Below are 13,687 nucleotides of genomic sequence, written 5' to 3'. Positions count from 1 at the left end.
ACTTCTCCAGGTCGGTTCTCATTCGACTCGACGAAGCTGCCTTTCAGCCTCGTCGCGCTATGAGCCCTGTCCCTGGAATTGCGAGTTCCGGATCGTCATCGACTGGTAGGTTGAGCGGGCTTGCTCTGATCATGCTGTTCGGAAGCCGACTGACGCTGCAGTCGCCGTCCTCGCCTGAGCGAAAGCTCGCGCGTTCGCATCATCAGGCATTGGCAATGCAATCGTAGATTTGCCCTTGTGTCAAATTATTTTCATTTGAGGGATGCTGCGCGGCAGAGCGGGCCGCGCCGCAACGGCGGCTCGGCTATGGGCTTTTGCGCTTGGAGATCAAACGAACGGCCCGCCCGGATGCTCGATCCAAGCGGGCCATTGGCATTGCGTAGGTGGCGGGGGCGGGTGGCCGACGCAACGCTTGCACGCTGCATTTAAGGCGTCACGTCGGCGTTACCCCACCTGCCCATCATGCATCTTACTCCGCGGCGCCTGGCAGGCAATTAGCTCAATGGATGGATGGCAGGGGCTAGGCCTATTGCATCAGAACGACATCGGTTCGTTGGCGCTGCGTTCAGCATGAGCTTGGCTCGCGAAACCTGCGGAACGCCAGGTCGCTCATGATCGCAAAAAGTATACGATATACTATTGATATTGTGCATAATAAGGCCCTGAGAAAACCTCTCTGGGGGTGATCATAGAGCCTGCTCCAACTCCAGGATCGGTTTGGCTCGCCAAGCGAAGCCGCAAGCCTAACTCCAAGTTTGGAAATCACATTGTTTGGAAAGGCGGTAACCACTCAGGAAGCCTTACAGGCCCTCTTGTGTCATATCGTTGATGCATACGATGTTGACATTAAATTGTATACATGAAACGAATTGGCAATTGCGCTTTCCAACTCGATCTCGGGAGGAAACTGAGTGCTGCAGGACGCCGATGTCGTTCTTTCGGTCCGTAATCTGAGGACCGCTTTTGTCACCCCTGCCGGCGTTGCCCGGGCGGTTGACGACGTAAGCTTCTCGCTCAGCCAGAACGAAATTCTCGCCATCATCGGCGAGTCCGGTTCCGGCAAGACGGTGACGGCGCTGTCGCTGATGAAGCTGGTGCCGACGCCACCGGGCAAATATCTCGGCGGTGAGATCGAGATCGATGGAAAGAACATCCTGGCCCTCAGCGAGCGCGAACTCGAAGACATGCGCGGCAAGACCATCGGCATGATCTTCCAGAACCCGCGCGCCTCGCTCGATCCGTCGTTCACGGCCGAGTTCCAGCTCGTCGAGACCTTGCTGCGGCACAATCCCGAGCTCGATCGCAAGGCTGCACAGGCGGCCGCCCGCGCAGCGCTGATCGAGGTCGGCTTCGCCGATCCCGACCGGGTGCTGGCGAGCTATCCGCATCAGCTCAGCGGCGGCATGTGCCAGCGCGTCGGTCTGGCAATGGCGCTCGCCTGCCAACCCAAATTGCTGATCGCCGACGAGCCGACGACCGCGCTCGACGTCGGAGTGCAGGCGAAGATCCTGCTGCTGCTCAAGAACCGCAGCCGCGACACCGGCCTGCCGATCGTCTTCATCACCCACGACATCGGCGTTGTCCGCGCCATCGCGACGCGTGTGCTGGTGATGTATGGCGGCCACGTGCAGGAGGAAGGTGCGGTCGAAGACCTGCTCGCCACGCCGCATCATCCCTATACCCAGGCGCTGATTCGCTCGATCCCGGACCCGGACGAGGAACACGGCAGCATGACCTACATTCGCGGCGAGCCGCCAAACCTTTTGGCGCCGCCGAAGGGCTGCCGGTTCGCCCCGCGCTGCGAGCACGCCATCGGCCGCTGCCGCGACGAGGTTCCGGCGTGGCACAATCCCGAGCCGGGACGTTACGTGCGCTGCCACCTGTTCGACCTGGAGGCACGGCAATGAGCGCCCAGAACCTGATCGAAGTCCGCGACCTCAACAAGGCCTTCACGGTCAGGCGCGGTGCCTTCTTCCGCCGCACGACCGCCAGTACCAAGGCGGTCAACAATGTCAGCCTCGATATCAGGAAGGGCGAGATCCTTGGCTGCGTCGGCGGATCAGGCTCGGGCAAATCGACGCTCGGCCGCATGATCCTGCGGCTGATCGAGCCCGACAGCGGCGAGGTGCGCTATGACGGGCAGAACCTCGGCGCGCTTTCCCAGGAAGAGATGCGGGGCTTTCGCCGCCGCATGCAGATCGTTTTCCAGGATCCGCTGCAGTCGCTCAATCCGCGTCGGACCGTTGCCGAGAACGTCGAGCGGCCGCTGCTCAACTTCGGCACTCCGAAGGCCGTCGCCCGCCGGCGCGTCGAGGAGTTGCTCGAGCTTGTCGGCCTCGATCCGACGCAGTCCTATCGCTATCCGCACGAATACAGCGGCGGCCAATGCCAGCGCATCGCCATCGCCCGCGCCCTGGCGCTGGAGCCGGAATTCCTGTTCCTCGACGAGCCCGTCTCGGCGCTCGACGTCTCGATCCAGGCGCAGATCCTGAACCTGCTGGGAGACCTTCAGAAGAAGCTCGATCTCACATTCCTGTTCGTTTCCCACGACCTGAAGATCGTGAAGCAGTTCTGCGACCGCACGATCGTCATGTATCGCGGCAATATCCTCGAGACCGGATCGAGCGAAGCCGTCTACCGCGAGCCGAAGCATCCCTTCACCCGCGATTTCCTGGGAACCGTCCTGCACGTGCGCGGCGACATGCGCTGGGAGCAGGCGGCCGAACGCGCCGAAGACCTCGAGGGTACGGCCAAGCTTGGGGGCGCGTGCTGCCCCTATGTCGGCAATTGCGCGGACTGCTTCGATGCGTGCCGCGGATCCGCACCTCCGCTGATCGAAATAGAAAACCAGCGGAACGTCGCCTGCTTCCTCTACGACCACCGCTGAGGGGCGGTGGCGCGGAGGAAGAAACATCTGTCCAACTGGGAGGAAAAGCATGATGTTTCGGAAGTCCAACGCCTCAAGACAAATAGCGCGCCGAATGCGCGATCGCCTGGCCGGCACCGCTCTTGTGTTGCTCGCCGCCAGCTTCGGCAGCACCGCGGTCGTCGACCTGGCCCACGCCGAGGGCAACACCATCGTGTTCGCGGTCGAGTCCGATTTCAGCCGCCTCGACCCGCACGCCTCGCGCACCTGGAACACCTTCAAGGTGGTGCGTCACATCTTCGAAACCTTCGTCGAGGAGGACCTCACCAAGGGTGGCTCAGAGACACCGGCGATCGTGCCTGCGCTCGCCGAAAGCTGGGATGTTTCGGAAGACGGCAAGTCCTACACCTTCCACCTCCGCAAGGGCGTGCAGTTCCATGACGGCACGCCGTGGAATGCGGAAGCTGCGAAATTCAACATGGACCGGATGACGGACAAGAATTTCGAGTTCCATCAGCCCGTCTCGCCCGGCCTGATGGGCTGGATGTGGCAGGATCTCGCCGGCTACGAAGTGGTCGACGAAAACACCTTCAAGATCAATCTCAAGCAGCCCAATGCCGAGTTCCTGCGCCGCATGGCGGCCGGTGGCTCCGGTGCGCCGCGCATGATCAGCCCGACGGCGGTCAAGACCTACGGCAACGACAATGTCGAGCAGCATCCCGTAGGCACCGGGCCGTTCAAGTTCGTCGAGCGTGTCGTTGGCGAGAAGCTGGTCATCGCCCGCAACGACGCCTACTGGAACGAGGCGCGCAAGCCGAAGGCGGACCAGATCGTGCTGCGCGGCATCCCGGAAGTCGCCACCCGTGAACTCGCGCTGGTCGGCGGCGAGGTCGACGTCATCGGCACGCCATCTCCCGACTCGCTCGAATTCCTCAAGCAGCAGGGCATGCAGATCATCTCGGGCGACAGCCCGATGCTCTATGTCATGTGGATCAATACCAAGGATCCGCATTTCAAGGATGCGAAGGTGCGCAAGGCGATGTGCATGGCCATCAACCGCGAGGACATGGCCAAATATCAGCGCAAGGGCCTGGCACGGCCGTCCTATGGCGTCCTCAATTTCGGCGGCCCCGGTTACGACCCGGGCTACAAGGATTGCGAATACGATCCCGAGGGCGCCAAGAAGCTGCTTGCCGAGGCCGGCTATCCCGACGGCTTCACCACCCGCATGGACTGGACCTTCGGTGCCGGCGCCGACGTCAACACCAAGGGCGATGCGGAGTGGCTGCAGCGCGACTTCGAGAAGGTCGGCATCAAGGCGTCGATCGAGATGTTCGACAACAACACCTTCTGGGAAATGATGTCGAAGGGCATGCGCGACGGCACCGGGCTCACCTCGGCGTCGTGGGGCGAGAGCACGTTTGCCTGGCTCGACCAGGTCCTTGCCGCCGGTGCGCTGCCGCCGAACTGCTGCAACTCCGGTTACTACAGCAACCCCAAGATCGACGAGTTGCTGTCTGCGGCCCGCGGTGCTGCGTCAAGCGAGGAGATGGACAAGAAGCTGCACGAGATCCGCGATATCATCGCCGGCGACATGGCCTTCACCTCTTACTACACCGCCATGTCGACTTATGCCGCGCGGCCCGAAGTCAAAGGCTTCGTGCTGGCGCCGCAGCATTGGTTCGACCTGACCGGCATAACCAAGCAGTAGACGTCACACATGTCCGGCCGGCCCGTTTTGCGGGCCGGTCGGCGGTGCAGTTGGGAGGCTGTCCGTGTCGATCATCGCTTTCATCGGAACCAGGATGCTCTATGCCGTGCCAGTGCTGCTCGGCGTGACCGTCATCGTATTCCTGTCGTTGCAACTCATTCCCGGCGACATCGCGCTCACCTTGCTCGGCCGCATGGCCACCCAAGCGCAGCTCGAGGCCCTGCGTCTGGATCTCGGCCTCGACCGGCCACTGCTCGTCCAGTACGCCGGCTGGCTGCTCGACCTGTTCCGGGGAGACATCGGCAACTCGATCTCGCAGCAATTGCCGGTTACCCAGATCCTCGGCCCGAAGATCGTCAATTCTCTGATCCTGATGGCGGGCAGCCTGGCGCTTGTGCTTGCCGCCGGCTTCCTGCTAAGCGTGGCGTCGGCACCCCGTTTCCGCACTTTTGCCGATCGCGCGGTCGTCGCACTCACCCTCGTTCTGGCCAGCCTGCCGGTGTTCTGGCTGGGCATCGTGCTGCTCTATTTCTTCGGCTTCAAATGGAAGCTGTTCCCGATTTCCGGCATGTACAACATGGTCGATCCGGGAGGCCTCGGCCAGTTGCTGCATCACATGGTGCTGCCGGCCATCACCACCGCGGCGTCTTCCATTGCCGTCGTCACCCGCGTCACGCGCTCGCGCATGATAGACGTGCTTGGCCAGCCCTACGTCCTTGCCGCCCGGGCGAGGGGACTGAGCCGCAGGCAGATCGTGCTTCGCCATGCGGTGCGCAACACCTTGCCGACCTTCGCCAATATCGGCGGCCTGCAGATCGGCTATCTCTTCGGCAGCGTCATCTTCACCGAAATCATCTTCAACTGGCCGGGCGTCGGGCTCCTGCTGTTCGATGCCATCATGCAGCGCGACGTGCCGGTCATCCAGGGTTGCGTGCTTGTCGTGGCGATCGTCTTCGTGCTCGGCAACATGGTCTCGGACGTCATCGTCCATGCCCTCGACCCCAGAAAGCGGTGAGACAACCATGAGCGTGACCTCCATGGCAACGACCAGTCCTGTTCCCAGCCAGCGCTTCAGCCCGGCGCGCCGCTCCAACCTCTATTTCGTCTGGCGCGGCGTGCTCGGCGATCCGGTGGCCCGCATTGCGGCGGTCATCATCCTGCTGCTGGTACTTTGCGCGATCTTTGCGCCTTATCTCGCTCCGTTCCCGCCCAACGAGGCCGATCCCGCCCTGCGCCTGCAGGGGCTGGGGACGCCGGGTCACCTGCTCGGGCTCGATCACCAAGGCAGGGACATTCTCTCCCGCCTGATCTATGGCGCCCGCCTGACCCTGCTGTCGGGCGTCGTTCCGGTGATCCTGGGCGCAGCCATCTCGATCCCGCTCGGGCTGATCGGCGCATGGTATCCGCGCCTCGGCGAAGTGGTGATGCGGGTGATGGACGTCTTTTTCGCTTTCCCGATGGCGCTGCTGGCGATCATGCTTGCAGCCCTGATGGGGCCCGGCCTTGGCAACATGATGATCGCGCTGGTCGTCACCTTGATCCCCTACAACACGCGCGTGGTCTATGCCGCCGCGAGCCAGGAGCGCGAGCTCGCCTATATCGAGGCGGCCAAGGCGATGGCGACATCGGACCTCAAGATCCTGTTCGTCGAGATGTTGCCCAACGTGGTCGCCGCTTCGGTGGTCTACAGCTGCACCATCGTCGGCGCGGTCGTCATCACCGCGGCCGGGTTGAGTTTCCTGGGCCTCGGGGTCCAGCCGCCGATCGCGGAATGGGGCATCATGACCAGCGAAGGCAGGAGCTATGTCTTCGTCGCGCCGCATATCGCAGCACTCCCAGGCCTTGCGATCACCGTCCTGGTCATGGCGTTCAACCTGCTCGGGGACTCGCTGCGGGATTCACTCGACCCCAAGACCAGGCTGCAGCTCGTCAAGCATCGCGCTGCGCCAGCGATCCAAGATGATGGGAAGGCATGACGCGCATGCAGACGGTCATCCGAAATGCGCGCATCCTCACGCTCGACGAGCGCGATACCGAGTATGCCGAGGCCGACATCGTCATATCGGGCGACAAGATAGAAACCCTGGGACCGGCTGCTGCGAAAGAGGCGGGCGAGGGCGCCCGTATCATCGACGGCAAGGGGCTTCTTGCCATGCCCGGCCTCGTCAACGGTCACTTCCACTCGCCTGGCAATTTCATGAAAGGTGCGCTCGGCAACTCGCCGCTCGAGCTGTTCATGCTCTACGAGGTGCCGCCGCTGATGGATCAGTTGGCCTCGCCGCGCTTCGCCTATGTACGGACCATGCTCGGCTGCATCGAAATGCTGAAGCAGGGCGTCACCTCCGTCCACGACGACTGTTTCTTCGTGCCGGTTGTCACCGATGACGAGGTCGACGCCGTCATGCGCGCCTATGCCGACTCAGGCATTCGCGCCACAGTCACGCTCGACCAGCCCAATGTGCCCGAGCACCAGAAATATCCCTTCCTGAAGGACTTCCTTCCCCCGCATCTGCTCAAGCGCATGAGCGAGGTGCGGCTGATGACGGATGCCGAGCTGCTTGGCTGCTACGACCGCTTCATGGCCACCTGGCATGGCACCGAGGCCGGCCGGTTGCGCTGTGCGGTGTCATGCTCGGCGCCGCAGCGCGTGACGCCGGCCTATCTGCAGGCGCTTGGCCGGATCGCACGCGAACGCGACATTCCCTACAACATGCACATTCTCGAAACCCGCCTGCAGCGGGTGCTTGGCCAGGAGAATTATGGCAAGTCGCTGATCCGCTACGTTCACGACATGGGTGTGCTCAACGAACAGGCGATGGTCATCCATTCGATCTGGGTCGACGATGACGATATCGCGCTGCTTGCCGGGTCCGGATGCTCGGTCGCGCACAATCCTGTGTCGAACCTCAAGATCGGCAGCGGCGTCATGCCGTTCCGACGGTTGCAGAAGGCGGGCATCAATGTCTGCATCGGCAATGACGAGGCTTCCACCGATGACGGCATCAACCTTTGGACTGTCGCCAAGGTGGCGGGCCTCGTGCACAATATCGGCGATCCCCGATATGACGACTGGCCCCGGCCGGTCGAGATTCTGACCGCACTGACCTCGGGTGGCGCAAAGGCCATGCGGCTGCCGCAACCGTCAGGGCGTCTCGCATCCGGCTTCCAGGCCGATATCATCCTGCTCGATCTCAATTCGCTGGCGTTCACGCCGCTGAACGACCTGAGGCGGCAGCTCGTCTACTGCGAGAATGGCTCCTCGGTCGTCACCGCCATGGTTGGCGGCGAGATCGTCATGGAGAACCGCAAGCTGCTGACCGTCGACGAGGAGGCGATCAAGGCCGAGGCGCGTTCGCTAGCCGGCGAATTCTCCGAATACATGGCACGCTGCAAGTCGGCCGCCGACGAGCTCGAGCCGTATTATCGGCAGATGTATCTCAAGGCGCTCGACACGCCGGTCGGCCTGAACAGATGGGCCGGCCCGATGGTCCCGTAGACAGCGCCGTTCGCCACCATAATCAATTGCGACAACCGGATAGTTTCCAGCATGACCACGACACGAGTGAAAGCGCGCTACGTCATCGGTTTTGACGGTCAAGGCCACCGGACGATGAAGGACGCGGAAGTCGTCTATCGTGGCGACACCATCATCTTCGTCGGACGCGGCTATGAAGGGCCGGTGGATCAGGAGATCGACGGCGGCAACGCCATCCTGGGGCCCGGCTTCATCGACCTCAACGCATTGGCCGATCTCGACACGACGGTGCTCGCCTTCGACAACCAGCCGGACTGGGCCAAGGGCAGGGTCTGGCCGGAGGACTATGTCGCATCGGGTCCGGTGGAGATGTATTCCACCGACGAGCAGACCTTCAAGATGAAGTACGCCTTCGTCCAACTGATCCGCAACGGCATCACCACAGCACTTCCGATCACCTCGATGTTCTATCGTGAATGGGCCGAGACCTACGACGAGTTCGCCCGCTCGGCCGACAGCGCCGCCGAAGTCGGCATCAGGGCCTATCTGGGGCCATGCTACATGACCGGGGTCTCCCTGATCCGCGACGATGGCAGCTTCGGCGTCCATTGGGACGAGGAGCGCGGGCTCAAGGGCCTGGCGTCTGCCCGCGACTATGTCCGCAAGTTCGACGGCGCCCATGATGGCCTGGTCCGAGGCATGCTGGCGCCGGACCGGATTGAAAACTGCACCTCCGAACTCATTCGGCGCTCAGCCGCGGTGGCCGAGGAGCTCGACTGCCCGATCCGGCTGCATTGCTGCCAGGGCCTCGACGAGTTCGACAGCATCGTCGGGCGCTACGACAAGACCCCGGTCGAATGGCTCTCGTCGCTGGGCTTCCTGTCGAAGCGCTCCTTGCTGCCGCATGGCGTCTACGTCACCGGTCACACTGCCATCAAGCGCACCGGCAACGACGTCGACATTCTTGCCGCTTCCGGTGCCGCGCTGATCCACTGTCCGCTGGTGCTGTCACGCTACGGTGGGATGATGGAATCTTTTGCCCGGCTCAAGAAGGCGGGCATCCCCATCGGCCTCGGCACCGACACCTTCCCGCCCGACATGGTCGAGAACATGCGGCTCGGCATCAGCCTGTGCCGCGTTGCGGAGGGCGATGTGTCGGCCTGCAGTTCGGCCGATTTCTACAATGCTGCCACGATCGTCGCCGCCGATGCGCTCGGCCGCCCGGATCTTGGGCGCCTCGCCGTCGGCGCCAAGGCCGACATGACGCTGTTCGACCTCTCGGCCTTCGAACTCGGCCAGGTCATCGACCCGATCCAGACGATGATGCTGAGCGGCACCGGCCGCGACTTCAAGATGTCGATCGTCAACGGCCGGGTGGTCATGAAGGATCGCCAACTGCCGGGCATCGACCTCGACGCCTATCGCCATCGGGCGCAAGCCCAGTTCGATGGACTGATCGCCAAGTATCCGGCCCGGACCTGGCGCCATCCTTCAGTCGACGAGATCTTCAAGCCATCGTTTCCGTTGGCGTGACAGGTGGTTGCCGGCGCGCATTTTTCGCGATGTCCAAGCAGCCTCGTCCCGAGGCTGCTTGGACAGACCGCGAACCTGTCCGGCCTCGCTTACGGTTTAGCGAGACGGAAGTCCGCCGGCTCGATACCCATCGTGAGCATGCTGGGCTTCAGCTCAGCGAGTGCATCAACTCGGTAGGCGGCCGGCAAGTAGACCCCATACATGTCGATCATCACCGCGTCATCGTGGAGGATGGTCTGGACTTGCTTGTAAAGGTCGCAGCGCTTGGCGTCGTCTGCGGTCGCAACAGCCTGGTCCAGCAGTTTGTCGACTTCCGGATTTGCATAGCCGGTACGGTTGGTGCCGATGGCATCCGACTTGTAGCTCTTCACCAACATGACGCCGGCATCCGGCACCTGGGCGGAGTCCTCGATCAACATCATCTGCGGAATCGAGTTCGGGTCCTTCAGGCTGGCGAGATAGTTCGGAAAGGCAATGGGCTCGAGCTCGAGTTCGACGCCGATCTCACGCAGGTTGGACTGGAACAGCGTCGCTTCCTGTTTCATCATGTCGAACACGGGTTGGAAGTTCATCTTGAGCCTCAGGTTGCTCGCACCCGCCTCGGCAAGCAACGCCCTGGCGGCGTCGAGGTCGCGCTTCACTTCCGGCAATTCGGGACGGCAGTCGAGACGGGCCGGCAAAGGTCCATTGGCCAGCGCACCAAAGCCATCGCGGATGCCGCGCAGGCCCCCGGAATAGTCGTAGACCATACGTAGCGCCTTGCGGACCTTGGGATCAGCGGTCGGGCCGACCCGGGTGTTGAATACCACTTCGGCCTGGTAGCTGGTGTTGATCGGGACAACCTTGAGCGCCTGGTCCGCGGCGATCGTGGCGGCGTCGCGGGCCGCAAAGTTAAAGGCAACGTCGATGTTGCCTGCCCGCAGTTCATCGCGAAGCGTCGAGCTTTCATCGATGCGACGGAACACGATCGACTGCGGACGCCCCTCTTCGTGAGCCCAGTAGTCCTTGAAGAGGTCGATGACCACTGCCTGCGACTGATCGCCAACCACATAGGGGCCGCTGCCTGCGTCATGAACCTGGAGCCAACCTTGGCCATCGTTGTCACCAGCATTGGCGTCGACCAATGCGGAGTTGAGGATGTAGATCTTGCTCAGCGACGGCAGGAAAAGCAGGTTTGGATTGGACAAGTTGATGGTGAAGTGGGTGTCATCGGTGACGGTGGTCGACTTGTAGTCGCTCACGAGCGAGCCGACGCCGGCGCCGAGACGCTTCAGGCGGTCAAGCGTGTAGGCAACGTCCTTGGCCGTCAGCGCCGTCCCGTCATGGAATTTCACATCGGAGCGGAGCGTAAAGGTGATCGACCTGGCGTCGTCCGAATAGGCGTATTCGGTCGCCAGGCTGCCGATGAGCGTGGTCTCATCATAAGTCACCAGCGTGTCGTAGACTGCGCTGATGACAGCGTTGGTCTGGTTGTAATCGGCCCGCAGGGGATCCAGCGTGTTGATCTGACCGCTTCGCCCGACGATGATCGTGTGGTCACGATCCGCGGCCAAGGCCGTCGAACCGCCGAGACCAATCATCCCGGCGACTGCGCCGGCGCCGACGATCGCAAGGAGCTGTCGCCGGCTTTGCGATAACGCGGCCAAAAAGAATGCATGCATAGTTGTACCTCCCATATGATGAATGGATCTGCCTTTTGGCAAAGGCTGCTCGCAGCGGTTGTGATCTAGGTCGTCGCCAGCACGGCTTCGTCACCGGTGACGCTCCGCGGTTCCCGATTGATCAGCGGCAAGAATTCTTCGTCGGGAAGATGAGAGCCGCCTGTCGTCCACAGGACATGGACAGCATTTGATCCTGACCCTGCGGCGAGCAATTGCGATAGGCCGCAAAACGGGGCTGCCGCCGAGGGCTCAAGCCTCAAGCCTTCCTGTTCCCACAGGCGCTGTACCCAAGCCACCATGTCTGCATCCGTGCATGTCAGGCAGCCATCGACCAATCGATCCATGAGGCGCGCCACCAGCATGGAAGCAGACGTTACCGCCAAACCGTCTGCAATGGTTTCGCCATTCAGGCCTAAGTCTTCCAGCGCTATGGCGATATCGGAGCCAGAGGCCAGTTGAACCAACATGCAAGGCGCGTTGACCGGCTCGATAAAGTAACAGCGAACGGCGTCGCCAAGTAACGCTTTCAACCCAAATGTGATGCCACCCGGCGCGCCGCCCACACCACAGGGAAGATAGACATTGGCTGGTGTATCCGCGTTGATCGCGACGTCTGCCGACTTGAGTTGCCTGACCAGATCGAACGCCGCTGTCGAATAACCGAGAAACAGGGCACGGGAATTCTCGTCATCGATAAAGAAGGATGATTGATCCAACTCCGCGGACGCCCGTGCCGCGGCCACCGCTGACGTGTAGCTACCCGGATGTTCGACTATTGAAACGCCGATGCGCCGCAGCCGGTCTTTTTTCCAACTCTTGGCGTCCTTCGACATGTGCACTTCGGCCTTGAAGCCAAGCGACCGTGCGATTGCGCCGACACTGAACCCAAGGTTTCCAGTTGATCCGACGATTATCTTGAATCTGCTGAATTTTTCGGCAGCCTTCGGGCTATCCAGGGCCAGAGTGTCCTCGGGCGAAGAAATAAGCCCAGTGCTGAGGGCCAATTTTTCCGCAATAGTTAACACCTCATAGATGCCGCCTCTTGCCTTAATAGTGCCAGTTATTGGCAAGTCATGATCAGTCTTTACAAAAATGCGACTCTCTACAGCCGCATTTGGAAACAATGAGGGTATGTCCGATATTTCGATCAAGTCAGAGTCAATACGCCCATTTGTCGCCACTGTCTGGGGGAACAGTCTGGCAATTAGTGGCTGGAACCGTATCCATCGCGCTTGAGCTGCTCGAATGTCCGTTATGTTTATGTCAAGGCTCGGAATAACAACATATGATGAATCTAATCCTGGATTCATCCATATATATGGTTCGCGATTCAGCACTTCTTGCGGAATTGTCTCTGGTTTATTTTCCATATTCCCATCATCTTGCAAACTATATAATCGTGATTAACGGGAATTGTTAATTCGATACTGAGAAGTTACAAGCCAGTATTGCTAATGCCGGCATTAGGAACGATGATGCGCACGCTCGACCCAACGATGGCCGCAGATCTCTTTGTGTTTTCCGAAGTGACGGCGTGCGGGAGCTTTACCGGCGCTGCCGAGCGAATGCGTGTCACCCAAGGCGCGGTCAGCCAAAGAATTGCGCGTTTGGAAAAGCGGTTGGGCGAGCCGCTTTTTTTCCGGGGTTCGAGGGGGCTCGCGCTTACTTCCATGGGGGCATCGCTGGCCGAAGCAGTCAGGCCCGCCATGGACCAGATTGCTGAAGCGTTGCTCAAGCTTGGAGGCCCGTTTCAGCCGCGCCGCCTACGGATCAGCTGCTCCGGCTCGCTGGCGCTGGATTGGCTGGGCGGTCTCATCCTGCAATTCCAGACAACGGAGCCGGCGATCGAGATCGAGTTGGTGGCGGAGGATGACCTGCCGGAGATCGCCAAGCTACGCCGCGAAAGCATCGACCTTGCGATTCGCTACGACAGCTCGCCGCCTCAGGGGCTCATGATACTTGCGGTCCTGGACTCGTTGATCTTCCCGGTATGCACATCGGAATTGCGAACCAAGCTGGCTCGCGACAAAGCATGTTCCTTCACGCGCCTGCACGACGCGCATGCATGGCCGAAAGCCAGTCGCACGGCGGAGTGGGATGCAATCGACGCGGTGACGAGTGAGTTCGCGGATCGACGGCACAAGGACGTATACTTCAACTTGTCGAAGCTGGCTCTTCAGGCTGCGGCCCAGGGGGCAGGCGTGGCAATCGGTCGAACTCCTCTGGTCAACCAGCAAATTTTGAACGGCAGTCTCGTTCCGGCAACATCGGCCCGGCCGATAGTCGCGGCGCGGTACTATTTTCTTTCATTGATGGATGCGGCGCCGAGCGCGGCTCTCACCAGTTTTGTGAGCTACGTGTGCGATGCGTGGCCGTCACCGCTCCAAACAGGCTGATGGCGGCGGCGGCAGACCGCCGCGCCGCCTCGACAGAATAGCGAA

10 protein-coding genes are annotated in these 13,687 nt (G+C 61.4%); 8 read left to right on the top strand and 2 right to left on the bottom strand.

The features are described 5' to 3' along the window. The first annotated feature begins 911 nt into the window (after window positions 1-911). The 7 genes from WHT83_RS00855 (at window position 912) to WHT83_RS00825 (ending at window position 9,585) form a co-directional block, all read left to right on the top strand. Window positions 912-1,907 carry an ABC transporter ATP-binding protein gene (locus tag WHT83_RS00855; RefSeq protein WP_406872700.1) on the top strand — a complete coding sequence of 332 codons (996 nt, stop codon included), beginning with the start codon at window positions 912-914 and terminating at the stop codon, window positions 1,905-1,907. Continuing rightward, window positions 1,904-2,887, top strand: coding sequence for an ATP-binding cassette domain-containing protein (locus WHT83_RS00850; protein ID WP_183262503.1), 984 nt, complete (start codon window positions 1,904-1,906; stop codon window positions 2,885-2,887). Before WHT83_RS00855 ends, WHT83_RS00850 begins: the two co-directional genes overlap by 4 nt. 94 nt (window positions 2,888-2,981) lie before the next feature. Beyond that, window positions 2,982-4,577 (top strand): ABC transporter substrate-binding protein, encoded by a 1,596-nt coding sequence (locus WHT83_RS00845; RefSeq protein WP_406872699.1) that lies wholly within the window; start codon window positions 2,982-2,984, stop codon window positions 4,575-4,577. A 64-nt stretch (window positions 4,578-4,641) separates the two neighbouring features. Further along, the gene (locus WHT83_RS00840; RefSeq protein WP_245439676.1) at window positions 4,642-5,592 is read left to right on the top strand and encodes an ABC transporter permease; all 951 of its coding nucleotides are present in this window, start codon (window positions 4,642-4,644) and stop codon (window positions 5,590-5,592) included. 7 nt (window positions 5,593-5,599) lie between these two features. Beyond that, window positions 5,600-6,553 carry an ABC transporter permease gene (locus WHT83_RS00835; RefSeq protein ID WP_406872698.1) on the top strand — a complete coding sequence of 318 codons (954 nt, stop codon included), beginning with the start codon at window positions 5,600-5,602 and terminating at the stop codon, window positions 6,551-6,553. Beyond that, window positions 6,550-8,073 carry an amidohydrolase family protein gene (locus WHT83_RS00830; RefSeq protein WP_406872697.1) on the top strand — a complete coding sequence of 508 codons (1,524 nt, stop codon included), beginning with the start codon at window positions 6,550-6,552 and terminating at the stop codon, window positions 8,071-8,073. The genes WHT83_RS00835 and WHT83_RS00830 overlap by 4 nt, the downstream gene beginning before the upstream one ends. A 51-nt stretch (window positions 8,074-8,124) precedes the next feature. Next, complete coding sequence (locus WHT83_RS00825) at window positions 8,125-9,585, top strand: amidohydrolase family protein (RefSeq protein WP_406872696.1); 1,461 nt, start codon at window positions 8,125-8,127, stop codon at window positions 9,583-9,585. An 89-nt stretch (window positions 9,586-9,674) separates the two neighbouring features. On the opposite strand, the gene WHT83_RS00820 is transcribed toward WHT83_RS00825, so the two are convergent. Next, window positions 9,675-11,246 (bottom strand): ABC transporter substrate-binding protein, encoded by a 1,572-nt coding sequence (locus WHT83_RS00820; protein WP_406872695.1) that lies wholly within the window; start codon window positions 11,244-11,246, stop codon window positions 9,675-9,677. A gap of 65 nt (window positions 11,247-11,311) precedes the next feature. Next, window positions 11,312-12,616 carry a D-serine ammonia-lyase gene (locus tag WHT83_RS00815; protein ID WP_406872694.1) on the bottom strand — a complete coding sequence of 435 codons (1,305 nt, stop codon included), beginning with the start codon at window positions 12,614-12,616 and terminating at the stop codon, window positions 11,312-11,314. Between the two features lie 105 nt (window positions 12,617-12,721). Between WHT83_RS00815 and WHT83_RS00810 the strand changes: the two genes are divergently transcribed. Further along, the gene (locus WHT83_RS00810; protein ID WP_406872693.1) at window positions 12,722-13,642 is read left to right on the top strand and encodes a LysR family transcriptional regulator; all 921 of its coding nucleotides are present in this window, start codon (window positions 12,722-12,724) and stop codon (window positions 13,640-13,642) included. Window positions 13,643-13,687 lie beyond the last annotated feature (45 nt).

Source organism: Aminobacter sp. P9b, assembly GCF_045345995.1.
GTDB lineage: Bacteria > Pseudomonadota > Alphaproteobacteria > Rhizobiales > Rhizobiaceae > Aminobacter > Aminobacter niigataensis.
Note: the sequence above shows the minus strand (reverse complement) of the source record. Positions and strands in the feature narration are given on the sequence as shown.

Bases quoted from the DNA above. Each gene is read 5' to 3' on its own strand.
- WHT83_RS00850 (WP_183262503.1), top strand. From the start codon at position 1,904: ATGAGCGCCCAGAACCTGATCGAAGTCCGCGACCTCAACAAGGCCTTC.
- WHT83_RS00845 (WP_406872699.1), top strand. From the start codon at position 2,982: ATGCGCGATCGCCTGGCCGGCACCGCTCTTGTGTTGCTCGCCGCCAGC.
- WHT83_RS00835 (WP_406872698.1), top strand. From the start codon at position 5,600: ATGAGCGTGACCTCCATGGCAACGACCAGTCCTGTTCCCAGCCAGCGC.
- WHT83_RS00830 (WP_406872697.1), top strand. From the start codon at position 6,550: ATGACGCGCATGCAGACGGTCATCCGAAATGCGCGCATCCTCACGCTC.
- WHT83_RS00825 (WP_406872696.1), top strand. From the start codon at position 8,125: ATGACCACGACACGAGTGAAAGCGCGCTACGTCATCGGTTTTGACGGT.
- WHT83_RS00820 (WP_406872695.1), bottom strand. From the start codon at position 11,246: ATGCATGCATTCTTTTTGGCCGCGTTATCGCAAAGCCGGCGACAGCTC.
- WHT83_RS00815 (WP_406872694.1), bottom strand. From the start codon at position 12,616: ATGGAAAATAAACCAGAGACAATTCCGCAAGAAGTGCTGAATCGCGAA.
- WHT83_RS00810 (WP_406872693.1), top strand. From the start codon at position 12,722: ATGCGCACGCTCGACCCAACGATGGCCGCAGATCTCTTTGTGTTTTCC.